The 24,765-nt window shown below is 58.7% G+C and carries 25 protein-coding genes and 10 pseudogenes; 13 read left to right on the top strand and 22 right to left on the bottom strand.

Features of this window, described 5'->3' with window-relative positions:
- Positions 1–90: 90 nt before the first annotated feature.
- Positions 91–240 (top strand): DUF3418 domain-containing protein, encoded by a 150-nt coding sequence (locus GKE73_RS25075; RefSeq protein ID WP_376767380.1) that lies wholly within the window; start codon positions 91–93, stop codon positions 238–240.
- A gap of 79 nt (positions 241–319) precedes the next feature.
- Here the strand turns inward: GKE73_RS25075 and nagZ are convergent, their stop codons facing one another.
- The 18 genes and pseudogenes from nagZ to rpoE all read right to left on the bottom strand — a co-directional run bounded on the left by nagZ (position 320) and on the right by rpoE (position 12,386).
- Complete coding sequence (nagZ, locus tag GKE73_RS17290) at positions 320–1,402, bottom strand: beta-N-acetylhexosaminidase (protein WP_230370916.1); 1,083 nt, start codon at positions 1,400–1,402, stop codon at positions 320–322.
- A gap of 10 nt (positions 1,403–1,412) precedes the next feature.
- Entirely contained in the window at positions 1,413–1,814 is a 402-nt protein-coding gene (gene acpS, locus GKE73_RS17285) for a holo-ACP synthase (RefSeq protein WP_230370915.1), read from the bottom strand.
- Positions 1,811–2,561: pseudogene (gene pdxJ / locus GKE73_RS17280) on the bottom strand (pyridoxine 5'-phosphate synthase). The gene acpS and the pseudogene pdxJ overlap by 4 nt, the downstream one beginning before the upstream one ends.
- Before the next feature lie 78 nt (positions 2,562–2,639).
- The gene (locus GKE73_RS17275; protein WP_230370914.1) at positions 2,640–2,888 is read right to left on the bottom strand and encodes a hypothetical protein; all 249 of its coding nucleotides are present in this window, start codon (positions 2,886–2,888) and stop codon (positions 2,640–2,642) included.
- Positions 2,822–3,370 carry a DNA repair protein RecO gene (recO, locus tag GKE73_RS17270; RefSeq protein WP_230370913.1) on the bottom strand — a complete coding sequence of 183 codons (549 nt, stop codon included), beginning with the start codon at positions 3,368–3,370 and terminating at the stop codon, positions 2,822–2,824. Before recO ends, GKE73_RS17275 begins: the two co-directional genes overlap by 67 nt.
- Complete coding sequence (locus tag GKE73_RS17265) at positions 3,351–3,704, bottom strand: antibiotic biosynthesis monooxygenase family protein (protein WP_230370912.1); 354 nt, start codon at positions 3,702–3,704, stop codon at positions 3,351–3,353. Before GKE73_RS17265 ends, recO begins: the two co-directional genes overlap by 20 nt.
- Before the next feature lie 6 nt (positions 3,705–3,710).
- Positions 3,711–4,604, bottom strand: coding sequence for a GTPase Era (gene era, locus GKE73_RS17260; RefSeq protein ID WP_230370911.1), 894 nt, complete (start codon positions 4,602–4,604; stop codon positions 3,711–3,713).
- Positions 4,601–5,314: pseudogene (rnc, locus tag GKE73_RS17255) on the bottom strand (ribonuclease III). Before rnc ends, era begins: the two are co-directional and overlap by 4 nt.
- A complete protein-coding gene (locus tag GKE73_RS17250) occupies positions 5,311–5,679 on the bottom strand; it encodes a DUF4845 domain-containing protein (protein WP_230370910.1) in 369 nt (122 codons plus the stop codon). Before GKE73_RS17250 ends, rnc begins: the two are co-directional and overlap by 4 nt.
- A 49-nt stretch (positions 5,680–5,728) precedes the next feature.
- Positions 5,729–6,695, bottom strand: a pseudogene (lepB, locus tag GKE73_RS26125) (signal peptidase I).
- Positions 6,696–8,488 (bottom strand): annotated as a pseudogene (gene lepA, locus GKE73_RS17240) (translation elongation factor 4).
- Positions 8,489–8,551: 63 nt separating this feature from the next.
- Positions 8,552–8,803, bottom strand: coding sequence for a glutaredoxin family protein (locus GKE73_RS17235; protein ID WP_230370909.1), 252 nt, complete (start codon positions 8,801–8,803; stop codon positions 8,552–8,554).
- On the bottom strand, positions 8,800–10,134 hold the full coding sequence (locus tag GKE73_RS17230; protein ID WP_230370908.1) for a DegQ family serine endoprotease: 1,335 nt from the start codon (positions 10,132–10,134) through the stop codon (positions 8,800–8,802). Before GKE73_RS17230 ends, GKE73_RS17235 begins: the two co-directional genes overlap by 4 nt.
- Before the next feature lie 312 nt (positions 10,135–10,446).
- Complete coding sequence (locus GKE73_RS17225) at positions 10,447–10,599, bottom strand: hypothetical protein (RefSeq protein WP_230370907.1); 153 nt, start codon at positions 10,597–10,599, stop codon at positions 10,447–10,449.
- Positions 10,530–11,300, bottom strand: a complete 771-nt coding sequence (locus GKE73_RS25055) for a sigma-E factor regulatory protein RseB domain-containing protein (RefSeq protein WP_230370906.1) — start codon at positions 11,298–11,300, stop codon at positions 10,530–10,532. Before GKE73_RS25055 ends, GKE73_RS17225 begins: the two co-directional genes overlap by 70 nt.
- Positions 11,300–11,437 carry a hypothetical protein gene (locus GKE73_RS17215; RefSeq protein WP_230370905.1) on the bottom strand — a complete coding sequence of 46 codons (138 nt, stop codon included), beginning with the start codon at positions 11,435–11,437 and terminating at the stop codon, positions 11,300–11,302. The genes GKE73_RS25055 and GKE73_RS17215 overlap by 1 nt, the downstream gene beginning before the upstream one ends.
- Positions 11,430–11,783, bottom strand: coding sequence for a sigma-E factor negative regulatory protein (locus tag GKE73_RS17210; protein WP_230370904.1), 354 nt, complete (start codon positions 11,781–11,783; stop codon positions 11,430–11,432). The genes GKE73_RS17215 and GKE73_RS17210 overlap by 8 nt, the downstream gene beginning before the upstream one ends.
- Positions 11,784–11,786: 3 nt before the next feature.
- Positions 11,787–12,386: an RNA polymerase sigma factor RpoE gene (gene rpoE, locus GKE73_RS17205; RefSeq protein WP_230370903.1), complete on the bottom strand. Its 600-nt coding sequence runs from the start codon at positions 12,384–12,386 to the stop codon at positions 11,787–11,789.
- A 304-nt stretch (positions 12,387–12,690) separates the two neighbouring features.
- On the opposite strand from rpoE, the pseudogene prpB reads away from it, so the two are divergent.
- The 4 pseudogenes from prpB to prpF all read left to right on the top strand — a co-directional run.
- Positions 12,691–13,503: pseudogene (gene prpB / locus GKE73_RS17200) on the top strand (methylisocitrate lyase); the annotation flags it as partial.
- Positions 13,504–13,626: 123 nt separating this feature from the next.
- Positions 13,627–14,777: pseudogene (prpC, locus tag GKE73_RS17195) on the top strand (bifunctional 2-methylcitrate synthase/citrate synthase).
- Positions 14,778–14,853: 76 nt separating this feature from the next.
- A pseudogene (gene acnD, locus GKE73_RS17190) lies at positions 14,854–17,470 on the top strand (Fe/S-dependent 2-methylisocitrate dehydratase AcnD).
- A 131-nt stretch (positions 17,471–17,601) separates the two neighbouring features.
- Positions 17,602–18,780: pseudogene (gene prpF / locus GKE73_RS17185) on the top strand (2-methylaconitate cis-trans isomerase PrpF).
- A 272-nt stretch (positions 18,781–19,052) separates the two neighbouring features.
- Here the strand turns inward: prpF and GKE73_RS17180 are convergent.
- From GKE73_RS17180 to GKE73_RS24110, 4 genes are all read right to left on the bottom strand, one after another.
- Positions 19,053–19,265, bottom strand: a complete 213-nt coding sequence (locus tag GKE73_RS17180; RefSeq protein ID WP_230370902.1) for a sigma factor-like helix-turn-helix DNA-binding protein — start codon at positions 19,263–19,265, stop codon at positions 19,053–19,055.
- Positions 19,266–19,457: 192 nt separating this feature from the next.
- Positions 19,458–19,799 carry an NAD(P)/FAD-dependent oxidoreductase gene (locus GKE73_RS26120; RefSeq protein WP_376767379.1) on the bottom strand — a complete coding sequence of 114 codons (342 nt, stop codon included), beginning with the start codon at positions 19,797–19,799 and terminating at the stop codon, positions 19,458–19,460.
- Complete coding sequence (locus GKE73_RS26115) at positions 19,768–20,313, bottom strand: Rossmann-fold NAD(P)-binding domain-containing protein (protein ID WP_376767378.1); 546 nt, start codon at positions 20,311–20,313, stop codon at positions 19,768–19,770. Before GKE73_RS26115 ends, GKE73_RS26120 begins: the two co-directional genes overlap by 32 nt.
- On the bottom strand, positions 20,237–20,689 hold the full coding sequence (locus GKE73_RS24110) for an NAD(P)/FAD-dependent oxidoreductase (RefSeq protein WP_280955005.1): 453 nt from the start codon (positions 20,687–20,689) through the stop codon (positions 20,237–20,239). The genes GKE73_RS26115 and GKE73_RS24110 overlap by 77 nt, the downstream gene beginning before the upstream one ends.
- A gap of 432 nt (positions 20,690–21,121) precedes the next feature.
- Here GKE73_RS24110 and GKE73_RS17170 point away from each other — a divergent pair, with 432 nt between their 5' ends.
- The 8 genes and pseudogenes from GKE73_RS17170 (at position 21,122) to GKE73_RS17145 (ending at position 24,249) form a co-directional block, all read left to right on the top strand.
- A complete protein-coding gene (locus tag GKE73_RS17170) occupies positions 21,122–21,634 on the top strand; it encodes a hypothetical protein (RefSeq protein ID WP_230370901.1) in 513 nt (170 codons plus the stop codon).
- On the top strand, positions 21,631–22,050 hold the full coding sequence (locus GKE73_RS17165; protein WP_230370900.1) for a HAMP domain-containing protein: 420 nt from the start codon (positions 21,631–21,633) through the stop codon (positions 22,048–22,050). The genes GKE73_RS17170 and GKE73_RS17165 overlap by 4 nt, the downstream gene beginning before the upstream one ends.
- A pseudogene (locus GKE73_RS24105) lies at positions 21,944–22,261 on the top strand (hypothetical protein); the annotation flags it as partial. The gene GKE73_RS17165 and the pseudogene GKE73_RS24105, both read left to right, overlap by 107 nt.
- Positions 22,256–22,374: pseudogene (locus GKE73_RS26750) on the top strand (methyl-accepting chemotaxis protein); the annotation flags it as partial. The pseudogenes GKE73_RS24105 and GKE73_RS26750, both read left to right, overlap by 6 nt.
- Positions 22,347–22,751 (top strand): methyl-accepting chemotaxis protein, encoded by a 405-nt coding sequence (locus GKE73_RS24100; protein ID WP_446686354.1) that lies wholly within the window; start codon positions 22,347–22,349, stop codon positions 22,749–22,751. The pseudogene GKE73_RS26750 and the gene GKE73_RS24100, both read left to right, overlap by 28 nt.
- Before the next feature lie 193 nt (positions 22,752–22,944).
- Positions 22,945–23,541 (top strand): DEAD/DEAH box helicase, encoded by a 597-nt coding sequence (locus GKE73_RS17155; RefSeq protein ID WP_230370899.1) that lies wholly within the window; start codon positions 22,945–22,947, stop codon positions 23,539–23,541.
- Positions 23,498–24,043: a helicase-related protein gene (locus tag GKE73_RS17150; protein ID WP_230370898.1), complete on the top strand. Its 546-nt coding sequence runs from the start codon at positions 23,498–23,500 to the stop codon at positions 24,041–24,043. The genes GKE73_RS17155 and GKE73_RS17150 overlap by 44 nt, the downstream gene beginning before the upstream one ends.
- On the top strand, positions 23,959–24,249 hold the full coding sequence (locus GKE73_RS17145; protein ID WP_312854586.1) for a DbpA RNA binding domain-containing protein: 291 nt from the start codon (positions 23,959–23,961) through the stop codon (positions 24,247–24,249). Before GKE73_RS17150 ends, GKE73_RS17145 begins: the two co-directional genes overlap by 85 nt.
- The last annotated feature ends 516 nt before the right edge of the window (positions 24,250–24,765 follow it).

The following is a 24,765-nucleotide window of genomic DNA, read 5'->3' as shown; positions in this document are numbered from 1 at the left end:
ACAGCTTAAGCCAACCCGCAACGCGATGGCCAGCGCGGAGCGGAAATCCGCGAACTCTGGCAAAAATGGGAACAGCGTGTCGCCGCCGAGGTGGACCGTGGCGAACCGTCGGCCGAGTTGCTGGACTTCCGCTGGCAAATCGAGGAATTGCGCGTCAGCCTGTTTGCTCAGGAGCTGAAAACGCCGTATCCGGTCTCCATGAAACGGCTGATGAAAAACTGGAACGACCTGCCGCGCTGACGCGGCTTTCGGCCAACCCTGCCCAATAAAAAAGCCGGTCATGTGACCGGCTTTTTAGCTGCTCATTGGCTTGCTATGTTCAATTGGCCTCGCCCACCGCCGGGCCTGCCATGGCGTCTTTTGGCATGGCCAGTGCCGCCACCTGCGCACGGGCGACGGCAAAATCGGCACTGGCAAGCACCGCCTGCCAATCGGCCGCCTCGCCCTGTCCCGCCATGCGTTGCAGCCGCTCAGCCAGCCGTGGTTGCGGAGGCGGCACCAAGCCCGCCAACACCTCGTCGGCGCGCGCTGGCTGGTTGCAGACCAACACCATATCGCAGCCAGCCTTCAGCGCGGCATCGGCCCGCGCCACGAACCCACCGGCGGCGGCGGCTCCTTCCATCCCTAGATCGTCGGAGAAAATCACGCCGTCAAAACCCAGTTCGCCGCGCAGGATGTCTTGCAACCAGCGCGACGAGAACCCGGCCGGTTGGCTGTCCACGGCCGGATAGACCACGTGCGCTGGCATCACCGAAGTCAGCCCGGCCTGACTGAGGCGGGCAAACGGCACCAGATCGTCCTGCCGCAGTTGCTCCAGAGTGCGCGCGTCCACCGGCATGACATGGTGGCTGTCACCTGCGACAAAACCGTGGCCGGGGAAATGCTTGCCACAGGTAGCCATGCCACCGCGTGCCAGCCCGCGTTGCAATGCCAGCGCCAGTTCGCTCACCACGGCCGGATCGCGATGGAAGGCGCGATTGCCAATCACCGCGCATTGCTGCCAGTCCAGATCCAGCACCGGAGTAAACGACAAATCCACGCCACAGGCGCGCAATTCTGCCGCCAGAACATAACCCGCCTGTTCGGCCAACTGCTTGGCGGTGCCTGCATCGCGCTCGCACGCTTCGCCCAGCACCCGCATCGGCGGCAAACGGGTGAAACCGTCCAGAAAGCGCTGCACGCGTCCGCCCTCGTGATCGACGGCAATCAGCAACGCCGGGTGGCGCAACGCGTGAATCTCGGCCGTCAGCGCCTTGAGCTGTTCAATCGATTGGAAATTGCGGCGAAACAGAATCACACCGCCCACCAGCGGGTGGCACAGCCGGGCGCGTTCGGCATCGGTGAGCGCCGGGCCAGCCACGTCCACCATTACCGGGCCGCGCGCAAGAGTCAGTTGAGACATGAGGAATCCATCAGGAAGTGGCAAGGTTGGCCGAAACGCTTTCCAGAACCACAAAAGCGAGCGCGTGCTCACGCTCGTCACTAATCGAAAGATGGCAATGGCCGATACCACGTTCAGCCAACCACTGTTGCAAGGGCGGCGCCAACTCGAACACCGGTTTGCCCAAGGCATCATGCGACACGGCCATCGCCGTCAACAACACCGGTGCCCGCACGCCGGTGCCCAGTGCCTTGGCCAGCGCTTCCTTGGCAGCAAAACGCTTGGCCAACAGGCGCGCCGGATCGACGGCACGGGCAAAGTCGGGCAGCTCGCTAGCGGCCAACAGGCGCCGTCCGATGCTGTCGCCCCAGCGTTGCAGCAATGAATGCATACGGGCGATTTCCACCAGATCGGTGCCAATACCGTAAATCATCCCTGCTCCGGCTTACAGGTGCGCGTCGCGTTACCTTCGACCATCAGCGCCTTCATGTCGCGCACCGCTTGTGGCAGGCCAACAAACAACGCTTGGCTGATGATGGCGTGGCCGATGTTGAGTTCGGAGATTTCCGGAATCTCGGCCACCGGTTTGACATTGTGATAACTCAAGCCGTGGTAAGCATTCACCACCATGCCCTGATGCACGCCAAACATCGCCGCATGGCGGATACGATTGAGTTCCACCGCCTGCTGTGCCGCAGTAGGCGCATCGGCATACGCGCCGGTGTGCAGCTCGATCACCCGCGCGCCAGCCTCATGGGCCGATTCAATCTGCTGCGTGTCCGGGTCGATAAAGATCGACACCCGAATCCCGGCTTCACTCAGGGCCTTGGTATACTCCTGCACCTGATCAAAGTAGCGAATCACGTCCAGACCGCCCTCGGTCGTCACTTCCTCGCGCTTTTCCGGCACCAGACAGACATCATCCGGTTTGACAGCCAGCGCATTGGCCAGCATCTCCGGCGTCATCGCCATTTCCAGATTCATGCGCGTCTTGATGACCTGACGCATGGCCACCACATCGGCATCCTGAATATGCCGGCGATCCTCGCGCAAATGCAGGGTAATCAGGTCGGCGCTAAGCCGTTTCCGCCACCAGCGCCGCTTCTATCGGGCTAGGGTAACGGGTGCCACGCGCCCGGCGCAGCGTGGCTACATGATCGATATTGACACCAAGCAGAATCATTATTGCTCCCAGAGCCATGAACGTCGCCCAGACATATGGCCCGGCCGACGGAAGTGTGGCACCACAGGCCTGCGCTCAATCGGAGAGCGCGTTAATGGCCTGCAACAGTTCACGCGAAGCCAGCGGCTCCGCCCCCAACAAGCCGGTCAGCCAGACACGCAGCAAGGCACGCGCCTCCAGCCTAGTCGTCTTGTCCGAAAAATCATCCCGCGCCATGGCCAGTAGCGAACTGCCACGCACTTGTGCCAGCTGGCCGATCAGCGGTTGCCCCTGATCCAGTTCCGGCGCGGCACCGGCCGCACACAGATAGTTGGCCGAAGCCATAATCGGCTGACCATGACCATCACGATCCAGTGCTTAAGCACGTAGCCCATCTCGCGCAAAATACCCAGTTCGTAACGCCGCAACACCGTTGCCAATCCGGCAGAACGCGCCAATCCGCGCACCGCCTGATCGTAAATGGCAAACGCTTCCGGCTGCGGATCATCACGCGCCGTTAGTTTCATCCATAGCTCGTTCAGATAAAAACCGCAAATCAACGGCAAGCCGGACAACTGCGGCACCCCGCCATTCCACTCGGCGGTATGCAAGGTGCGCACTTCATTCTTGCCAAACCAGGCCAGCGTCAGCGGCTGAAACGGCAGCAATATGCCGCGCAAATCGGCCCGCGGGCGGCGCGCGCCACGCGCTACCAGAGAAAAACGTCCGTAATCACGCGTCAGCACTTCCACCAGCAGGCTGGTTTCACGGTAGGGCTGTGCATGCAGCACGTAGGCCAGTTGCCGGTCAACCTTGCCCTGGCTCATGCCTCGTCATTCCGGGAAAAATCATAAGCCCGCTCGACATGGGCCACGCGCAACGAAAAAGACTGGTACCAGACCTCACGGCCAAGCTGTTGCGCCACCAGATGTTCGGCGTGCTGGCGCCGGCCGCAATGGCCTCCACACTTTCCCAGTACGATACGGTAATGCCATTGCCGTGCTCGTCCCGGTGACTGCTTTCCACGCCAAGAAACCCCGGCTGCGTTTGCGCCAGCCGTACCATGCGGTCGGCCATCTCGGCATAACGCGGCTCGTCGCTTCGCAGTTGCGAGGAAAAAATCACCGCCCAATAAGGCGGTGGCGGGATACGAACCGGCATGGCGGCTTAATCCAGGCCAAACTCTCGCAAGAAGCGCACATCATCGGCCCAACCGGATTTGACCTTGACCCACACTTCGAGAAACACCTTGCCGTCAAACAGCTTTTCCATGTCCGGGCGCGCTTCGGTAGAAATCTTCTTGAGCTTCTCACCGCCGCGGCCAATCACGATGGCCTTCTGGTTCTCTTTGTCGACCAGTACAGCGATATAGATGCGGCGCAATGCCCCATCCATTTCAAACTGCTCCACTTCGACATTCATCTCGTAGGGCAGCTCTTCCCCCAGATAGCGGAACAGCTTTTCGCGCACGATTTCCGCCGCAAGGAAGCGCTCACTCTTGTCGGTGACCATGTCTTCCGGATACAGCGGCATGGATTCCGGCAAATAGGGGCGCACCTGCTCCAAGAGTTCGGCCAACCTCTGGCCATGCTTGGCGCTGACCACTTCGGAAGAAGCAAAGGGGAACTCTGCCTTCACCGTCTGGATAAACGCGTCCAGTGCAGCCTTGTCCTTGGCCTTGTCCAGCTTGTTGACGACCAGAATCACCGGCGTGCGCTTGGGCAACAGCGCCATCACTTCACGGTCGGCGGCAGTAAAACGCATGGCTTCCAGCAAAAACAGCACACAATCCACATTGGCCAGCGAATCCTTCACGCTCTTGTTGAGCGTTTCATTCAGCGCCCCCTTGTGATAGGTCTGGAACCCCGGGGTATCGACAAACACGAACTGCGCGTTGTCATCGGTATGAATACCGGTCACACGGTGGCGTGTGGTCTGCGCCTTTTTGGAGGTGATGCTGATTTTCTGGCCGATCAGATGATTCATCAACGTGGACTTGCCCACGTTAGGACGTCCGACGATGGCCACAAAGCCGCAATGGTAAGCGTGAGTTTCTGTCATTTACGTTTCTTGCTTGCCACCAGTTTCTGCTCCAGCAACGGCAAGGCCGCTTCAGCCGCTTGCTGCTCGGCCGCGCGTAACGGCTGCTGCCTTCACCGGTGGATTCGATCATCAGGTCACCCAGATCGCACACCACCTTGAACCACTGCTCGTGGGCCTCGCCGGTCTGCATCAGGATGCGGTATTTGGGTAGTGCCAGCTTGCGGGCCTGCAGAGCTTCCTGCAGCCGGGTCTTGGCATCTTTGGCCTGCTTGGTGGTATCAATCGATTCCACACGCGATTGGTACAGCCGTCGTACCACTTGCTCTGCCGCCAGAAAACCAGAATCCAGGCTGACGGCGGCAAACGTGGCTTCCAGCGCATCGGCCAGAATGGAAGGACGGTTGAACCCGCCACTTTTCAGTTCACCCTCGCCAAGGAAAAGGTAATCCCCCAGTTTCAGGTCATGGGCGATTTCGGCCAACGTATTCTGGTTGACCAGGTTGGCGCGCAAACGCGACAACTCGCCTTCGGTCAGTTTGGGAAACTGGTCAAACAGCATGCGCGCTACAGTGTAGTTGAGGATGCTGTCGCCAATGAATTCCAGGGCGTTCGTTATTGGGCGTGCCAAAACTGCGGTGCGTCATGGCCTGATGCAGCAATTGAGGCTTCAGGAAAAAATAATCCAGCGCCTCGCAGAGGCGCCGGAAGCGGTTATCGGTTTGAGTCACGGCGTTATTGTTGGGGCGATTTGCCTGCACCGGGTGTCGAAGTCGAACACCAGGCTGACGTTAGCAAAGAGGGGAACTTCCCGGCGGTACGTGGCCCGGACAAATACCGAACCACCTTCACTTACCACCACCAGATTATCCGCCTTGATGGAGCTGATGTCTCCCACTGCCGCACGGTTAGTAAACTCGCGGCGAATGTCATACTCGCTCTTGCCACCTTCCGAGGCAAGCGCCGACACGGTTTTGCGGATCTCGCCATATTCGCTATAAACCGGGATCAGCTTGAAAACCAGCATGACGGCCAAGCCAACCACCATCATCACGAACAAAATGGAAACAATCGTTAACCCTTGTTGTCGCTTCATTTTCCACCCCGTTGTTATGTTATCCGCGTCGCAGTCCTGCACGGGCCAATCAGTGGATGGTGTGGCCGATGCGTGACAAATCGTGGAAGTTCATCCACACCATGAACGCCTTGCCCACCATCAGTTTGTCGTCGACAAAGCCCCAGTAGCGGCCATCCAGACTGTTATCACGGTTGTCGCCCATCATGAAGTAGTGGCCAGCAGGCACACGGCACTTAAAGCCATTGTCATCATACTGGCATTGATCACGATAGGGGAAATCCATCACCTGACTGGGCGCCAGAACCGGAGCCTCCGGAATATTCAGTACCTTGAAGCTCTTGCCAGCGTTTCCTTGAACTGGTCGTTATGGATCATGGCCAGCCCCTGCTCCAGATAGTCATAAGAACCATCCGGCAAATCCTTCACGGCTTGGCCATTCACGGTCAGGCGTTTGTTGCGGTATTCCACCGTATCGCTAAGCCAAACCGATAACCCGCTTGATATAGTTGACCTTGGGATTGGGTGGGAAGTTAAACACCACCACATCCCCATGTTCCACCTTGCTCACTGGCAGGAAAACCGTGTTGAGCACCGGCACGCGCAGCCCATAGGTAAACTTGTTGACCAAGATGAAGTCACCAACCACCAACCCCGGGCGCATCGAACTGGATGGAATCTGGAACGGTTCAGCCACGAACGAGCGCAGCAGGAACACCACCAGAATGACCGGAAAAAAGCCGCGGGAGTAATCGACAAAGTGATTCGGCTCGGCACCGGGCTCACGCTTGCCAGCCAGCAGCCATTTGTCCAGCGCCCACACCACGCCAGTCACCAGCACAAACACCAGCATCACGGCAGAAAAGCTCATGAAGCTGGACATGGCCCCAAAGGCACCGATCACCAGTGCCAGATAGCCCCACTGGATACCCGCTTAGCCAGTCCTTGTCGCCCAGCTCTTTACGGCCGCCAAAGGCAATCAGCAAAATGCCCAGCACAGCGACCACGACAAATATCCAGAACAGGTTTGCACCCACTTATTTATCCCCCACCTGCAAAATGGCAAGGAACGCAGCTTGCGGAATCTCCACGTTACCCACCTGTTTCATTCGTTTTTTACCGGCCTTCTGCTTCTCCAGCAGTTTCTTCTTACGGGTAATATCGCCACCGTAACACTTGGCCAGTACGTTCTTGCGCAACGCCTTGATGGTTTCACGCGCGATGATGTGGCTGCCAATGGCCGCCTGCACGGCAATATCGAACATCTGCCGCGGAATCAGTTCGCGCATCTTTGCCGCCAATTCCCGCCCACGATACTGCGCAGACTGGCGATGCACAATAAGCGATAGCGCATCAACACGCTCGCCGTTGACCAGAATATCCAGCTTAACCAGATCGGCCGCCCGGAATTCCTTGAACTCGTAGTCGAGCGAGGCATAGCCACGGCTGGTGGATTTGAGCTTATCGAAGAAATCCATCACTACTTCGTTCATCGGCATTTCATAACTGAGCATCACCTGCCGACCCATGTACTGCATGTTCTTCTGCACACCACGCTTCTGGTTGCACAGCGTCATCACGGCGCCGACGTAGTCCTGCGGCACCAGAATGTGCGAGGTAATGATCGGCTCACGGATTTCTTCGTACAGGCCAGGATCAGGCAGTTTGGACGGGTTTTCCACCTGCACCACTTCGCCGCCCTTCATCACCACTTCGTACACCACCGTCGGCGCGGTGGTGATGAGATCCATGTCAAATTCGCGCTCCAGCCGCTCCTGCACGATCTCCGGTGCAACAGGCCCGGAAGCCACAGCGGAAGCCAAAGCCCAATGCCTGCGAGACTTCCGGCTCAAACCTGAGCGATGCATCGTTCAGCTGCAGTTTTTCCAGTGCATCGCGCAGCGAATCGTAATCGTGAGATTCCACCGGATACAACCCGGCAAACACCTGCGACTGCACTTCCTTGAAACCCGGCAGCGCTTCGCTGGCAGGGTTGGCCGAAAGCGTGATGGTATCGCCCACCTTGGCAGACTTCAGTTCCTTGATGCTTAGGCGATGATAAAGCCCACCTCACCCGCTTGCAGGCTGGCACGCGCCACCGACTTGGGCGTGAACACCCCCACCTGCTCCACCAGATGCTCCGCGCCGGTAGCCATGAACTTGATCTTGTCCTTGGGCTTGACCTTGCCGTCCACCAGACGCACCAGCATCACCACGCCGACATAGTTGTCGAACCAGGAATCGACGATCAAGGCCTTGAGCGGGCCATCCGGATCACCCTTGGGCGGCGGAATCTTGCTGATCACCGTTTCCAGAATATCCTCGATGCCAATGCCCGACTTGGCCGACGCCCGCACGGCATCGATCGCCTCGATACCGATGATGTCTTCAATTTCCTGACTTACCCGTTCCGGCTCGGCCGCCAGCAAGTCAATCTTGTTGAGTACCGGCACCACTTCCACGCCCAGATCAATGGCGGTGTAACAGTTGGCCACGGTTTGCGCTTCCACGCCTTGCGAAGCATCCACCACCAGCAAAGCGCCTTCGCAGGCCGAGAGCGAGCGCGACACTTCATAAGAGAAATCGACGTGTCCCGGAGTATCAATCAGGTTCAGGTTGTAGATTTGACCGTCGCGCGCCTTGTAATGCAGCGCGGCCGTCTGCGCCTTGATGGTAATGCCGCGCTCTTTTTCGATATCCATCGAGTCAAGCACTTGCGCGCTCATTTCGCGGGCATCCAGGCCGCCGCAAAACTGGATAAACCGGTCGGCCGGGTAGATTTACCGTGGTCAATATGGGCAATGATCGAGAAATTTCGAATGTTTTTCATCGGTATCCAGCAAAAAATAAGGGCACGCAAGGGTGCCCTTGACAACTCACACTGGCGCGGATTTTAGCCGATTTCGTCCGGCTGTGCAGCCAAACATGCAGCCAGGCGCGGCGCATCAAGATGCCAGTGACAGATTTCGGTCTCCCCCTGCATCAGCACGGGCACCAGTTCGTTGTATTTCTCCTCGAGCAGCGGGTCGGCATCCACATCCAACACCTCCAGTTCAAAGCCATATTTGGCTTGCCATGGCTTGAGTTCGGCCAACATGGCATGGCACAAACTGCAATACTCGCGGAAATACAACGTCAGTTTCATTCGGCTTCACCCACGGTTAACGGTACAAATTGCGTCACCCCTCGACGCATCACCTGCAGCGCGATGGTAGCGCCCCGGCGCACTCCCGTCACGGCCGACTTGAACTGTTTGGCACTGGTAAGCGCCTCACCGGCCACGCCGACAATCACATCTCCCGGCTGTAGTCCGGCACGCGCCGCCGCACCTTTGGCCTGACGCACAAGCAAACCATATTCGACACCAAGCTGGGAACGCTGTGCCGGGGTCAACTCGGACAGCAGCAACCCCAACTGGCTAACCGCCTGCGATTCCGGCTCGGCACGGCGCGGCGTACGGTACTCACGCTGCACACTGCGAGCATCCTCATCCTTCAGTTCCTCCGGCACGACGCGCACCGCTGTCACAGCCCGATGGCGCCAGATATCCAGCACCACGGTTTTGCCCGGCTGGATGCTGCCAATCAGACGCGGCAGATCGCTAGCCGAATCCAGCGGCTGACCACCCACCTTGAGCACGATATCCCCGGGATGCAAACCGGCCTTGGCTGCCGGGCTGTTTTTCTCCACGGCATTGATCAATGCCCCAGCTAACCGCTCAAGCCCGAACGAAGCAGCCAAATCCTTGTTCAGCTCCTGAATCGATACGCCCACCCGGCCACGCGTCACCTTGCCTTTGGTTTTGAGCTGCTCCACCACATTCATCGCCACATCGATCGGAATGGAGAACGAGATGCCCATGAAACCACCGGAGCGGCTGTAGATCTGTGAATTGATGCCGATCACTTCCCCCCGCAGGTTAAACAGCGGCCCACCCGAATTGCCGGGATTGACCGCCGCATCGGTCTGAATGAACGGCACAAAGTTTTCGTCCGGCAGCAGGCGGTTCTTGCCGGAAACGATGCCGGACGTGGCGGTATTCTCAAAGCCAAACGGCGAACCAATCGCCAACACCCATTCCCCCACCTGCACACTGGCGTTGCGGCTCAGGCGCACCACTGGCAGATTGGTCGCATCGATTTTCAGCAAGGCCACGTCGGAGCGAGCATCCGAACCAATCACCTTCGCCTTGTATTCGCGTTTGTCGGTCAGCGTGACGGTAATTTCGTCTGCCCGTGCCACCACGTGCGCGTTGGTCATCACATAGCCATCAGGGGAAATGATGAAGCCGGAGCCAAGCGAACGCTCCTGATGTTCCTGCTGACGCGGAGGAGCAAACTGGCGGAAAAACTCAAAGAACGGGTCACCGCTCAACTCGTCAGGCAGGGTATTCACCGCTTCACGCACCGTAGAAGTGGTGCTGATGTTGACCACCGCCTTGCCTTCACTCGCCACGATGCGGGTAAAGTCCGGCAACGTCGCTTAAGCGACGACAACTCGGCCGCATACACCTGACCAGCCAGGACAGAGGCGGCCAGCGACGCGGAAATAATCAGTTTCTTGATCGACATGATTGCTCCATCTTGATGGGATAACAGATAACAGCAAACTGGCCGGGCATGAGATGACTCTCGCTTACCAGCCAAATAGTGCAAAAGATAGTATCGCACCTTGCAACGACGGCTCTGGTGTTAGTGCAACGACACCCTGAGATTTTTCAGCATGTTGACAATGGCGGGCGGTGGCATATCTCCCACCAGCGTCAACTGGTGCCCGCCACCATCATGCTTAAGCTGGCCATGTTGATGGCACCGTGCAGATTGATAACCTTGTCGGCACGATTATCCGCCGCTCGACAAACAGCGACATCATCACCAGCCCGTCGCTATACACCAGATGGTGCACGCTCTTGTCGGTTTGCCCGGGAAGGTTGCGCTGCACGGCTCGCAACAGGCGGAACCCTTGCGGCAGCCCGGAAACCCCACTGCTGGCCGCCACATCGGCAGCGGCTGCATGCTGGCGTTGCGTAACACGTAGCTTTGCTTGTAACGCGGACGGTAAACGCTCTTGTCCTTGGGCGCGGTCAAATCTACTTCGGTGAAAGCAAATTGCTCCACCGTTTCACCACGGTTATTCACCGTCATGACTTTCAGCGGCAAGGCCGAACCCGGCTCCACGCATAATTTCATGCTGTAGCGTTGCTTGTCCCGCGGTTTGAGTTCAAGCCAGTTGCAGTCACGCTGTGCTACGCGGTCAGCACCGTTTTTCCGGATGGTATAAGACTGGGCAATATCGGCCATTTCATCGGGCAACAAGGCGGGAAACAGGCGCATGGCACTCACTTTGGCCGCCATCAACGCGCGCTTGTCCGGCGCAAAACAGGCCAGATCAACGCCACTACGCACGATCTCCCGCGAAGGGCCATCCAGTGCCCAGCGTTTTTCCTGTACGGCATCACCCTGCATGCCGCGGACGATGCGGAAGGTTTCCAGCGCACCGTTCATTTGGTGAAGGTAAGTGCCGGTCAGGGCTTGCTGGCGGCCAGACTGGGCCACCTTGCGCAACATGGCCCAATCATCGTCGGCCTGAGCCACCCGGGCGGCGCCCAGCAGCAACAGGCCCGTCAGAACAGTCAGACGCATCAATGCCCTGCTCCATTGCCGTAAGAGACTTTCTGGATATTCTGGTCTGCCGTCATTTCCTGATGCGCCAGCAGATAGGGGTCATCCGCCGCAGGCGTTGCCACGGCTGACGTCACCGGCACTCCGCGGTCAGCCACCACGGCGACGGCCGCATCGTTGTGCGCCAACTGCTGCCAGGGCGACGACAGCGGCAAAGCTGACGCTGGCGGCCAGCGCCACGGCGCCCAATTTCCGGCCATGCCCATGGCCGGGGCCAAACCAGCGGCGTGGTGCCAGAACGGTGGGTTCTTCGGCCAACCTTTGTGCCACCTGTTGACGGACATTGATGCCGATTTGCGAATTGGCCCGCATGGCATCGCCAATCAAATGGTACTCATCCCAACAGGACTTGAGCGCCTCATCCGAACTGAGCGTTGCAATGAGCGCGTTGGCTGCCTGCTCATCCAGCTCATCGTCCACCAAAGCGGAGATTGTTTCTTTCATCACTTACCACCTTTTGTTTTCGGCCGTATCCAGCAAAGGCCGCAATTCGGCAGCAATCGCCTCACGCGCCCGGAAGATACGCGAACGCACGGTGCCGATCGGACAATTCATCACCTTGGCGATTTCGTCGTACGACAAACCATCCATTTCCCTGAGCGAAATGGCCGTGCGCAACTCCTCCGGCAAAGCCTCCACCGCCGTATTGACCGTAGCCAGAATTTGCTTGTTCATCAGCTCGGTTTCCGGCGTATTGAGGTCGGGAACCTGCGAGGCCAGATCGAAGGTTTCACCGTCTTCGTCTTCGATCTCGCTGTTCACCACCGGACGCCGTCCGTTGGCGCTGAGAAAATTCTTGGCGGTGTTGATGCCGATTCGGTACAGCCATGTATAAAACGCACTTTCCCCGCGAAACGACGGCAGGGCGCGATACGCTTTGACAAACGCTTCTTGCGTTACATCTTCAATGTCGGAGCCGTCACGGATAAACCGTGACAAAAGCCGGGCGAGACGCCGCTGGTACTTGGCAACAAGCAGGTCAAAAGCTCGTTTTTCACCTCGCTGGGCACGCTCCACCAACTGTTGATCGATCTCACGATCACTCATGTCGTTGTTATGCTCCCTGATTTGCCGCACCTGTCTGTCTAATAGTGTGGTGGCGACGCTGACACACACTAGACCGTAGCGTGATGGATGAGTTCCCCCGAGCTGTTACCGCGCAAACATAGCAGACCTTGAGCCAAACATGAATCCGTGCCCTTGCCTCTTGCCATATCGCTCGGCATGATTTACATTCCAACCAAGCACTTGCTCGAATTAATGGCAAGACACCAAACTCATGGTTGGAGGAGACAAAGAATGAGCACAGCCGGTCAACGTTTTCGCCCCGGCAGTAGAACAAGAAAAACCTTTGCAGGTGGTGGGGGCGGTCAATGCCTACGCGGCCCGTCTGGCTGAACATTCCGGTTTCAAGGCCTTGTACCTGTCCGGCGGCGGCGTAGCGGCCTGCTCCTGCGGCATCCCGGATTTGGGCATCACCACGCTGGAAGATGTGCTGATCGACGTACGCCGCATCACCGACACCACTGACCTGCCGTTGCTGGTAGACATCGATACCGGCTGGGGCGGTGCGTTCAACATCGCCCGTGCCATCAAGAGCTCGGAAAAAGCCGCGGCAGCCGTGCACATTGAAGATCAGGTTCAGCAAAAACGCTGTGGCCACCGCCCGAACAAGGCCATCGTCAGCCAAGGCGAAATGGTTGACCGCATCAAGGCGGCGACCGATGCCCGTCGCGATGACAGTTTCGTCATCATGGCCCGCACCGACGCTCTGGCCGTGGAAGGTCTGGATGCCGCCATCGAACGCGCCGTGGCGTGTGTGGAAGCCGGTGCCGACATGATCTTCCCGGAAGCCATGACCGACCTGGCGATGTACAAGAAATTTGCCGCTGCAGTCAAAGTGCCGGTACTGGCCAACATTACCGAATTTGGCGCCACCCCGCTCTATACCACGCAGGAACTGGGTGAAAACGGCGTCGCCATGGTGTTGTATCCGCTCTCCGCCTTCCGCGCCATGAGCAAGGCGGCACTCAATGTCTACGGCGCCATCCGCCGCGACGGCACGCAGCAGAACGTGGTCGACACCATGCAAACCCGGATGGAACTGTACGATCACCTCGACTATCACGCCTACGAACAAAAACTGGACGCATTGTTCGCCCGGAAGAAAAAACAAATAAACAGGTCTGCCCACAGACCGAAACGAGGTTCCACCTCCCGCCCGATGGCAGCAGGGCACGGCCTTGCTGTCTTTCGACGCACGATATGATGATTAAGGAGACATGGCATGAGTGAAGCAGCAGTAACCAGCAAACCCAAAAAATCGGTCGCTCTGTCCGGCATCGCCGCTAAGCAACACCGCGCTTTGCACGGTAGGCCGCAGCGGCAACGACTTGCACTACCGTGGTTATGACATTCTCGATCTCGCCCCGAATTGCGAATTCGAGGAAGTGGCTTATCTGCTGGTACACGGCAAACTGCCCAACAAAGCCGAACTGACCGTTTACAAGAAGAAGCTGAAAGCCCTGCGTGGCCTGCCTTCCTCCGTCAAGGCCGTACTGGAAGCCCTGCTTAAGCCAACTCGCACCCGATGGACGTGATGCGCACCGGCGTTTCCGCACTGGGCTGCGCCCTGCCGGAAAAAGACGACCATAACCTGGCTGGCGCGCGTGACATTGCCGACCGCCTGATGGCCTCGCTCGGCTCCATGCTGCTGTACTGGTACCACTTCAGCACCAACGGCAAACGCATTAACGTCGAAACCGACGACGACACCATCGGCGGCCATTTCCTGCACCTGCTGCACGGTGAAAAACCGTCGGCCGAATGGGTCAAGGCAATGCATATTTCGCTGATTCTGTATGCAGAGCACGAATTCAACGCCTCCACCTTTACCGCGCGCGTCATTGCCGGTACCGGTTCGGATGTTTACTCCAGCATTACCGGTGCCATCGGCGCCCTGCGCGGCCCGAAACACGGCGGCGCCAATGAAGTGGCATTTGAAGTGCAAAAGCGCTACGAAAACCCGGATGAGGCTGAAGCCGACATTCGTGCCCGTGTAGAGAAAAAAGAAGTGGTCATCGGCTTTGGCCACCCGGTCTACACCATTTCCGACCCGCGCAACAAGGTCATCAAGGACGTGGCACACAACCTGTCGCAGCAGGCCGGTGACATGAAGATGTTCAACATCGCCGAGCGTCTGGAAAGCGTCATGGCCGAGGTGAAGAAGATGTTCCCGAACCTCGACTGGTTCAGCGCCGTGTCCTACCACATGCTGGGTGTGCCGACCGCCATGTTTACCCCGCTGTTTGTGATCGCCCGCACCGCAGGCTGGAGCGCACATGTGATCGAACAGCGTCAGGATGGCAAAATCATCCGTCCTTCGGCCAACTATACTGGTCCGGAAGACCGGTGTTCGTTCCGATCGAACAGCGCTAATGGCAAGGGGCGTGCTGGCAGTTAGCCAGTCACGCCCCTGATTCTGATACCGATCATTACTTATTCGCCCTACGCCATGAATACTGCACACCGCATTTCCCTACCCGGTACCCAGCTTGATTACTTTGACACGCGTGCGGCGGTCGAGGCCATCCAGCCCGGCTCCTATGACAAGTTGCCGTACACCTCGCGCGTGTTGGCCGAAAACCTGGTACGCCGTTGCGACCCGGCCACGCTGACCGACTCGCTGAAACAGCTCATCGAACGCAAGCGCGATCTGGATTTTCCGTGGTACCCGGCGCGCGTGGTGTGCCATGACATTCTGGGCCAAACTGCACTGGTCGATCTGGCTTAGGCCTGCGCGACGCCATCGCCGACCGGGTGGCGACCCGGCACTGGTTAACCCGGTGGTACCGACCCAGCTGATTGTCGACCACTCGCTGGCGGTGGAGTGCGGTGGTTTTGATCCCAACGCCTTTGAAAAAAACCGCGCCATCGAAGAGCGGCGCAACGAAGACCGTTTCCACTTCATCAACTGGACCCGTACCGCGTTCAAGAACGTGGACGTCATCCCGGCTTAAGCAACGGCATCATGCACCAGATCAATCTGGAAAAAATGTCGCCGGTGATTCAAGTACGTGACGGTGTAGCATTCCCTGATACCTGTGTCGGCACGGATAGCCACACACCACACGTCGATGCTCTGGGCGTGATTGCCGTTGGCGTGGGGGGCTGGAAGCCGAAACCGTCATGCTGGGCCGTGCCTCAATGATGCGTCTGCCGGATATCGTTGGCGTCAAGCTCACCGGCAAACGCCAAAGCGGCATCACCGCCACCGATATCGTACTGGCCCTGACCGAATTCCTGCGCAAAGAGCGCGTGGTGGGCGCGTACGTCGAATTCTTCGGCGACGGTGCTGCCAGCCTGAGTATTGGTGACCGCGCCACCATTTCCAACATGTGCCCGGAATACGGCGCCACTGCGGCAATGTTCTATATCGACCAGCAAACCATCGACTACCTGAAGCTGACCGGGCGCGAGCCGGAACAGGTCGATCTGGTGGAACGTTACGCGAAAACATCCGGTCTGTGGGCCGATGCACTGGTTAACGCCGAATACGAACGGGTACTGGAGTTTGATCTCTCCACCGTGGTGCGCAACATGGCAGGCCCATCCAATCCGCACAAGCGCCTGCCGACTTCTGCCCTGCACGAGCGCGGCATCGCCGACGAGGCCAAGTTGGCCGAAGCTCGCACGGAAGAAGCCAAGGGCCTGCTGCCGGACGGCGCGGTAATCATCGCCGCCATCACCAGCTGCACCAACACCTCCAACCCACGTAACGTGATTGCCGCCGCCCTGCTGGCACGTAACGCCAACAAGCTGGGCCTGACGCGCAAACCGTGGGTGAAAACTTCGTTCGCCCCCGGTTCCAAGGTTGCCAAGCTGTATCTGGAAGAGGGCTTGCTGCCGGAACTGGAGCAACTCGGCTTTGGCATCGTGGCTTATGCCTGCACCACCTGTAACGGCATGTCCGGCGCGCTTGATCCCAAGATCCAGCAGGAAATCATCGAGCGCGACCTCTACACGACGGCCGTACTGTCCGGTAACCGTAACTTCGACGGCCGGATTCACCCGTATGCCAAGCAGGCATTCCTGGCCTCGCCACCGCTGGTGGTCGCCTACGCCATTGCCGGTACCATCCGTTTCGATATCGAGAAGGATGTACTGGGTCATGATCAGAACGGCCAGCCGATTACCCTGAAAGACCTGTGGCCGAGCGACGAAGAAATCGATGCCATCGTGGCCCGCAGCGTCAAGCCGGAACAATTCAAATCGGTCTACATCCCGATGTTCGATCTGGGCACGGTAGAAGAAGCCAAGAGCCCGCTGTATGACTGGCGCCCGATGAGTACCTATATTCGTCGTCCGCCGTACTGGGAAGGTGCACTGGCTGGCGAACGCACGCTCAAGGGCATGCGCCCGCTTGCCGTACTGCCGGACAACATCACCACCGATCACCTGTCGCCGTCCAACGCCATTTTGGCCAACAGCGCAGCGGGGGAATATCTGGCCAAGATGGGGCTACCAGAGGAAGACTTTAACTCCTACGCTACCCACCGGGGTGACCACCTGACCGCCCAGCGCGCCACCTTTGCCAACCCCAAACTCTTCAACGAGATGGTGCTGAACGAAGATGGCAGCGTAAAGCAGGGTTCTCTGACCCGTGTGGAACCAGACGGCAAAGTGATGCGCATGTGGGAAGGCATTGAAACCTACATGAACCGCAAGCAGCCGCTGATCATCATCGCCGGTGCCGACTACGGTCAGGGCTCCTCGCGTGACTGGGCTGCCAAGGGTGTACGTCTGGCCGGTGTCGAAGCCATCGTTGCCGAAGGTTTCGAGCGCATCCACCGCACCAACCTGATCGGCATGGGCGTGTTGCCACTGGAGTTCAAGCCCGGCGTCAACCGCAAGACGCTGGGTATTGATGGCACGGAAACCTTCGACGTGATCGGCGAACGCACGCCGCGTGCCACGCTTACGCTGATCATCCATCGCAAGAATGGCGAACGCGTCGAAGTACCGGTGACCTGCCGTCTGGATACGGCAGAAGAAGTGTCGATCTACGAAGCTCAGGCGGCGTGCTGCAACGCTTTGCGCAGGACTTCCTCGAGTCGACGACGACTGCCTAATACTCACTGCGACCGGGTCAGTACTGCCGCTTGCCGCCTGCCATATTGTGGTCAGGTGAGTAGCACGGTGGTACTGGCCTGTTTTTTCGTGCAGGCTGAATCTGGTTCAGTCTCATCAGGAAAATCTCTACATGGCTCACCTACCCCAGATCAAGATTCCAGCGACCTATATTCGTGGCGGCACCAGCAAAGGAGTGTTCTTCCGTCTGCAAGACCTTCCCGAGCGCGCACAAGTACCGGGTGAGGCGCGCGACAAGCTGCTGCTGCGCGTCATCGGCAGCCCGGACCCGTACGGCCAGCAAATCGACGGCATGGGCGGCGCTACCTCCAGCACATCCAAGACCGTAATCGTCGCCAAGAGCGAGCAGCCGGATCACGACGTTGACTACCTGTTTGGTCAGGTGGCGATCAACAAGGCGTTCGTCGACTGGTCCGGCAACTGCGGCAACCTGACCGCTGCGGTTGGTGCCTTTGCCATCAGCGGCGGCCTTGGTCGATGCCGCACGCATCCCGCAGAACGGCATCTGTACCGTACGTATCTGGCAGAAGAACATCGGCAAGACCATCATCGCCCACGTACCGATCACCGATGGTCAGGTACAGGAAATCGGCGACTTCGAGCTGGACGGCGTGACCTTCCCGGCCGCCGAGGTAGTCATTGAGTTCATGGACCCGGCCGACGGCGAAGGCTCGATGTTCCCCACCGGCAATGTGGTGGACGATCTGGAAGTACCGGGCATTGGCACCTTCAAGGCCACCATGATCAACTCCGGCATCCCGACCATCTTCGTCAACGCCGCCGACATCGGCTACACCGGCACCGAGCTGCAGAAGGACATCAACTCCGATGCCGAAGCGCTGGCGCGCTTCGAGACCATGCGTGCCTACGGTGCGCTGAAGATGGGGCTGATCTCGGACATCTCCGAAGCTGCGGCGCGCCAGCACACGCCGAAGATCGCCTTCGTCGCCCCGCCGACCGACTACGTTGCCTCCAGTGGCAAACTAATCGCCGCGTCCGAGATCGACGTACTGGTCCGTGCACTGTCGATGGGCAAGTTGCACCATGCCATGATGGGCACCGCTTCGGTAGCCATCGCCACCGCAGCGGCGGTGCCGGGCACGCTGGTCAATCTGGCTTAGGCGGCGGTGAGCGTGAAGCGGTGACCTTCGGCCATCCGTCCGGTACCCTGCGCGTCGGCGCGGCGGCAAAAATCGTCGATGGCGAATGGACCGTCACCAAGGCTGTTATGAGCCGTAGCGCCCGGGTACTGATGGAAGGTTGCGTACGCATCCCGGCTGATGCGTTCTGATCGGTTCTGACGCTTGATAATGACACGGCCAACCGCTCGTTAACGGTTGGCCGTAGTTTTGTGTAATCAGCAATATTGCTGACCGAAAATAACGGTCCGTATCACTGGCTTGTACAAGCACAGCGTCACACGGAGTCTGTTGAATGCAGGCCGATCAACAGCGCAGCACGCCAGAACTACCTTCACCCCCAGCCATGCGACGGGCATGTGCCCGATAACAAAACCTACCGTGCCGTTGCCACTTCGGCCAACTATTGATCATGCACAAGGCTTCACAGCGGCAAAAACCGGGACAGTGAATTCACCTGTTTCAGTGCTTTACGGAACCGGGAATGCGCACGTGACACCGTAGACTCGCTCAAATCCATCTGCCGGGCTGCGTAATAGCCGGTCATGCCCTCTACCTCCATCAGCCACACGGCTTCGCGGGGGCGTTTTTTCAGGCCGATGAGATCAGCCACCTCATTGAAGTGATCCAGTTTCATGATGACAACTCCTTCAGTCAAACGAGGACATGAAACGGCTGGCTCAGCACCAGCCAACGCGTGCGGCTCTTTAATTTTGCCCGGCATCAGTCAGGATTCGGAGCAGCCTTGAATTCAGCATAGCCTGCCACAAAAAAAATGCAGAGTTTGATTTACATCAAACTCTGCATGATTAGTTATTTCAGGCAATCCCTAACGGGCGGCTAACCACTGCAGCACCCCCTCTGCAGCAGCCCGTCCGGTGGCAAAACAAGCCGTCAACAGATAGCCACCGGTAGGTGCTTCCCAATCCAGCATTTCTCCCGCGCAAAACACGCCGGGCAGCGCGCCCAGCATCAATTGGCCATTCATCGCCTCAAAACGCACCCCGCCACCGGTGCTGATCGCCTCATCCAGTGGCCGGGGCCGCCGGAACGTGACCGGCAAACGCTTGATCGCCTCCGCCAAACGCACCGGGTCGTGAAATTCTTCCTTGCTCAGACACTCGTGCAGCAATCCGACCTTAACACCTTTCAGGCCAAGACGGCTTTGCAAATGGCTGGACCAGGGAACGCGAACCGCGTGGATGGCTAACTTCCGCCACCACCCGCTCCGCCGCGTGCCCCGGCAACAAATCGATATAGACAGTGGCATGGCCGAAGGCCGTAATCGTATCGCGCACGGCCGCAGAAAAGGCATAAATCAGGCTACCTTCCATACCGGTACGGGTGACCACACACTCTCCCTGTTTACGCACGGTCTGACCGGCGTAGTCGGTAAATTCCAGCACAATGGATTTTAGCGGCGTACCAGCATACTTCTCTGCAAAGTGCTCGCTCCAATCGGCATCGAAACCACAGTTGGAAGGTTGCAATGGAGCCACCTCGACGCCCTTTTCGGCCAACGTTGGCACCCATGCACCATCGGAGCCAAGTTTTTTCCAACTACCGCCGCCCAGCGCCAGCAACACCGCATCGGCCTGTACAGTGATCTCACCTTCCGGCGAGGCAAAGCGCAGCGCACCGTCTGTCGTCCAGCCCAGCCAGCGATGTCGCACATGGATTCTCACGCCATTTGCACGCAAACGTGCCAGCCAGGGCGCGCAATAGCGGCGCGGCCTTCATCTCGCGCGGGAAGACCCGGCCGGAGCTGCCGACAAACGTTTCCACCCCAAGGCCATGCACCCACTCGCGCAATTGCGGAGCCCCAAATGATTGCAACACCGGCGCCAGTTCATCGCAACGCGCGCCATAGCGCGACAAGAACGGTTCAGCTGGCTCGGAGTGGGTAATGTTCATGCCGCCAACACCGGCCAGCAAGAATTTACGGCCCACCGATGGCATGGCATCGTAGATATCCACCGCCACGCCATGGGACGACAACCATTCGGCGGCCATCAACCCCGCCGGACCGCCTCCGACGATCGCCACTCTATGCTGCGCCATACCCACTCCTTTGTTCCATTGCACCACAGCAACCCGATACCACGGTCGCCCAAGGCGGAGGATTGTTGCAGAAAACCACTCTGGATGCGACCCGCCGGGGCAGGGCCAATAGCGTCGCCAGGATAGAAACCATCCCCTGCCGCGCGCTGCTGGCCGGTTACCTCAACATCCGGTGAAAGATAAAACGGTGATTACCTGACAAAAGACAAGAAATGGAAAGAATTCACATTTATCATGACTGGCTGTGGCAGGCGCGCATCCAATCCATAATTGGGCCTTGGCGACGCCAAGTCGACTGCGCTACGCTTGACCAGTACAAAATCATGCCGGATGAGCAACCTCATACTCTGGTTTCACCTCAGACCGGCAAGTCCGTCATGCACACAATTTATCAAGGGAGGACGGCTACCGTCAGGTAGCCGGAAGGCAACCATGCGTAAACTTTCTGATTGGCCCATCTGGCTGCGACTAACCGGTGCGGTATGGTTATGCCTCGTCGTGGCCTGGAGTGGTGTCATCGCGTGGCAAACCCAAGTCAGCCGCGACATTGCCATCGATCAGGCCAAAGACATGGCGCACAGCATGAACGAGATGACCATGGCCGGGCTGACCGGCATGATGATCACCGGCACCGTCGCACAACGCAACGTATTCCTTGACCAGATCAAGGAACTCTCCGCCGTGCGCGATTTACGCGTGATCCGCGGCGCCGCCGTGGTCAAGCAATTTGGCCCGGGTGCCGGTAGCGAAGCACAACCGCGCGACGAGCTGGAACGGGCCGCGTTGGCCGATGGCAAGCCACGCATCGAAATTGCGACCACCCCGGAACTGGGACAACACCTGCGCGTGGTGTACCCGGCGCTGGCCGCGCCGAACTATCTGGGCAAGAACTGCATGTCCTGCCACCGGTCGCGGCCAAGACCCCGCTGGGCGCCGTCAGCATGAAAATCTCGCTGGAGAAGACCAACGATGCCGTTAGCCTGTTCCGTAACAAGAGCATTCTGTTTGCCCTGATCGTGTCGTTACCGCTGATGCTGGTGGTATTCCTGTTTGTTCGCCGCGTGGTCACCCGGCCGCTGCTTGCCATGTCGGAAAGCCTGACGCTGCTGGCCAAGGGCGAAGGCGATCTGACCTTCCGGCTGGACGCCAGCCATCGCGATGAAATCGGCACCACGGCCGCCAGCTTCAATCGCATGCTGGCCACTATTGCCGATTTGGTCCGCCATGTGGGCGATTCGGCCAAGGCCGTTACCGATGCGGCGCATCAACTCACCCACGGCTCGGCCCGCCCGGCCGATGGCTCTCATCAGCAAAATGCCCAATCGGAAGCGGCTGCCCAGCAGGTGGACGCACTGGCTTAGCCATATTGGCGACATCGCCAGCAACGCCCAGACCGTGCACGAGCGTTCGGGCGAGAGCCTGACTCATTCGGAACAGGGACGGCAAAGCCTGGCGCGGCTGCAAAGTGACGTCAATCAGGTAGAAAAAGCGGTACAGCTGATGGCACAGGAAGAGTCCGAGCTGGTGTCTGCGACCGCATCGATTACCGAAATGACCCGTCAGGTACGCGATATTGCCGACCAGACCAACCTGTTGGCATTGAATGCCGCCATCGAGGCGGCTCGTGCCGGATGAAGCTGGCCGCGGCTTTGCCGTGGTGGCGGATGAAGTACGCAAGTTGGCCGAAAAATCGGGGCAATCAGCCAACGAGATCGACGTTGTCACGGCGGCGCTGAACAAGAAAACCGATGCAGTGCGGTCGGCCGTCAGCGCCAGCCTTGAGCATCTGGCTTCCAGTCATCAGTCTGCCCAGAATGTGGCCAGCGTACTGGATGCGGCTACCACCTCGGTGGCAGCGGTACGCAACGGGCTGGACCAGATCGTCAACGTTACCGAGCAGCAACGGCAAAGCAGTGCTTACGGCATGGCGCAGAACATCGAAGCCATTGCCGCCATGGCACACGATAACGATGTCGCGATCCAGCAAACCGTATCGGCCGCCGAAGAGCTGCAACGCCCGGCCGATGCCCTGCGCGATTCGGTCTCGCGTTTTAAAGTCTGATCCTGTCGTCCCGCTGGCAGCCTGCCGGCGGGACACTCTCCCCAAACAGTCATTGGCGCAGTCGGGCGCATTTGTTACACTCGCCACCCGTCCCACCTTATCGCGCCAAGTCATTGTGAAAAAAGCCTCTTTTTCCGCCCTGCCGTTATCAACAGAACTTCTCTCCAACCTGGATAGCACGGGTTACCACAGCATGACCGCCATTCAGGCCGAAAGCCTGCCGGTCATTCTGGAAGGACAAGACCTGATCGCGCAGGCCAAGACCGGTAGCGGCAAGACCGCCGCCTTTGGTCTGGGACTATTGGCCAACCTCAATCCGCGCTGGTTTGCCGTACAAGGGCTGGTGCTGTGCCCCACCCGTGAACTGGCCGATCAGGTGGCGCAGGAAATCCGCCGCCTCGCCCGTGGCATCGACAATATCAAGGTAATTACGCTGTGTGGCGGCACGCCGATGGGGCCACAAGTGGGGTCGCTGGAACACGGCGCGCATATCGTGGTGGGCACACCGGGACGCCTGCAAGACCACCTGTTTCGCCAGACGCTGGACTTGTCCAATGTCAAAACGCTGGTGCTGGACGAGGCCGACCGCATGATCGACATGGGCTTCATTGAAGAAATTGCTCGGCATCGTGCGCGCCTGCCCGAAAAGCCGCCAGACCCTGCTGTTCTCTGCCACCTATCCGGACAACATCCGCAAGGCCAGTGCGCAGTTCCTGCGCCGTCCGGTAGAAGTAAAAGTCGAAGCGTTGCACAACGCCGAACACATCGAACAATGGTTCTACAAGGTTAAACCGGAAACCCGGCTGGAGACTGTCTCCCGAATTCTGCAGCACGTTCGGCCAACCTCTGCACTGGCATTTTGCAACACCAAAGCACGCTGCAAGGAACTGGTCACCGAGTTACAGGCCCGCGGCTTCTCGGCTCTGGCGCTGTATGGCGAACTGGAACAACGCGAACGCGACCAGATTCTGCTGCGCTTTGCCAATAAAAGCACCACGGTACTGGTCGCCACCGATGTAGCCGCCCGCGGGCTGGACATCAAGGAACTGGATCTGGTCATCAACGTGGATGTGACGCATGACCCGGAAATCCACATCCACCGTATCGGCCGTACCGGTCGTGGCGACCAGCATGGTCTGGCCCTGACGCTGACCACCGATTCCGATGCCAAGCGCCCGGTGCTGATCGAAAACTATCAGCAGTCAGAATTGACCTGGGCCGATACCAACGAACTCACCCCAGCTCCCGGCGGGCCACTGGTGCCACCGATGGTGACGTTGGAGATTGCTTAGGCGGCAAACGCGACAAGTTGCGCCCCGGTGACATTCTGGGCGCCTTGACCGGTGACGCCGGTATTGCCGGTAACCAGGTTGGCAAGATCAACGTGCTGGAGTTTGCCAGTTTTGTGGCGCTGGATCGGCATATCGTGCAGCAAGCGTACGATCGCCTGAGCCAAAGCAAGATCAAGGGCCGCTTGTTCAAGATGCGGCTGATCTGAAGCCGCCGCTCCTCGTTTTGTCACTGCAGGCCGGTTCTGGGCGCCCGGAACCGGCCTGCCTTCCCATCCAAATCTGTGCCAGATCAAACAGTGTTCTGACTAATTTGCTTACAGTCAGTCGCTCGTTTTAGACTGAATTCAGTTAAAAAGAATTAAGCAAAAATAACGATCGACTCACTTTTTTTACCGGGAGCCCACCCATGTTCGGAGCCACAAAACGCCAACTGGCCGAGTTACAAGAGCGCCACGCGCAATTGCAACAAGAGAACCAGCAATTACAGCGAGAACTGGATGCCACGCGCCAAATGCATCAACAAGTGCTACTGGAGCAGCAACAACACCAGCAGCGTCAGCAAAAGCAGGACAGCTACATTCAACCATTTGGTGAGTTCTGCGAAGGGGTAACCGGTATCCGGGCTTCGTTTGCCGACTTGGCCCAGTTGATGGACAGCCACTTTACGACGGCGGCCGATGCCGTTTCCACGCTGCATACCACACGCACGGCAGTGGACGGGC

The organism is Paludibacterium denitrificans (assembly GCF_009707705.1).
Classification (GTDB): domain Bacteria; phylum Pseudomonadota; class Gammaproteobacteria; order Burkholderiales; family Chromobacteriaceae; genus Paludibacterium_A; species Paludibacterium_A denitrificans.
This window is presented reverse-complemented; position numbering and strand designations above follow the sequence as displayed.

What these genes read in the sequence shown, in the direction of transcription:
- nagZ (WP_230370916.1), bottom strand. Translation starts at nt 1,402, where the DNA reads ATGTCTCAACTGACTCTTGCGCGCGGCCCGGTAATGGTGGACGTGGCT.
- acpS (WP_230370915.1), bottom strand. Translation starts at nt 1,814, where the DNA reads ATGATTTACGGTATTGGCACCGATCTGGTGGAAATCGCCCGTATGCAT.
- GKE73_RS17275 (WP_230370914.1), bottom strand. Translation starts at nt 2,888, where the DNA reads ATGGCTTCGGCCAACTATCTGTGTGCGGCCGGTGCCGCGCCGGAACTG.
- recO (WP_230370913.1), bottom strand. Translation starts at nt 3,370, where the DNA reads ATGAGCCAGGGCAAGGTTGACCGGCAACTGGCCTACGTGCTGCATGCA.
- GKE73_RS17265 (WP_230370912.1), bottom strand. Translation starts at nt 3,704, where the DNA reads ATGCCGGTTCGTATCCCGCCACCGCCTTATTGGGCGGTGATTTTTTCC.
- era (WP_230370911.1), bottom strand. Translation starts at nt 4,604, where the DNA reads ATGACAGAAACTCACGCTTACCATTGCGGCTTTGTGGCCATCGTCGGA.
- GKE73_RS17250 (WP_230370910.1), bottom strand. Translation starts at nt 5,679, where the DNA reads ATGAAGCGACAACAAGGGTTAACGATTGTTTCCATTTTGTTCGTGATG.
- GKE73_RS17235 (WP_230370909.1), bottom strand. Translation starts at nt 8,803, where the DNA reads ATGAAACTGACGTTGTATTTCCGCGAGTATTGCAGTTTGTGCCATGCC.
- GKE73_RS25055 (WP_230370906.1), bottom strand. Translation starts at nt 11,300, where the DNA reads ATGCGTCTGACTGTTCTGACGGGCCTGTTGCTGCTGGGCGCCGCCCGG.
- GKE73_RS17210 (WP_230370904.1), bottom strand. Translation starts at nt 11,783, where the DNA reads ATGAAAGAAACAATCTCCGCTTTGGTGGACGATGAGCTGGATGAGCAG.
- rpoE (WP_230370903.1), bottom strand. Translation starts at nt 12,386, where the DNA reads ATGAGTGATCGTGAGATCGATCAACAGTTGGTGGAGCGTGCCCAGCGA.
- GKE73_RS17180 (WP_230370902.1), bottom strand. Translation starts at nt 19,265, where the DNA reads ATGAAACTGGATCACTTCAATGAGGTGGCTGATCTCATCGGCCTGAAA.
- GKE73_RS24110 (WP_280955005.1), bottom strand. Translation starts at nt 20,689, where the DNA reads ATGGCGCAGCATAGAGTGGCGATCGTCGGAGGCGGTCCGGCGGGGTTG.
- GKE73_RS17170 (WP_230370901.1), top strand. Translation starts at nt 21,122, where the DNA reads ATGCGTAAACTTTCTGATTGGCCCATCTGGCTGCGACTAACCGGTGCG.
- GKE73_RS17165 (WP_230370900.1), top strand. Translation starts at nt 21,631, where the DNA reads ATGAAAATCTCGCTGGAGAAGACCAACGATGCCGTTAGCCTGTTCCGT.
- GKE73_RS17155 (WP_230370899.1), top strand. Translation starts at nt 22,945, where the DNA reads ATGACCGCCATTCAGGCCGAAAGCCTGCCGGTCATTCTGGAAGGACAA.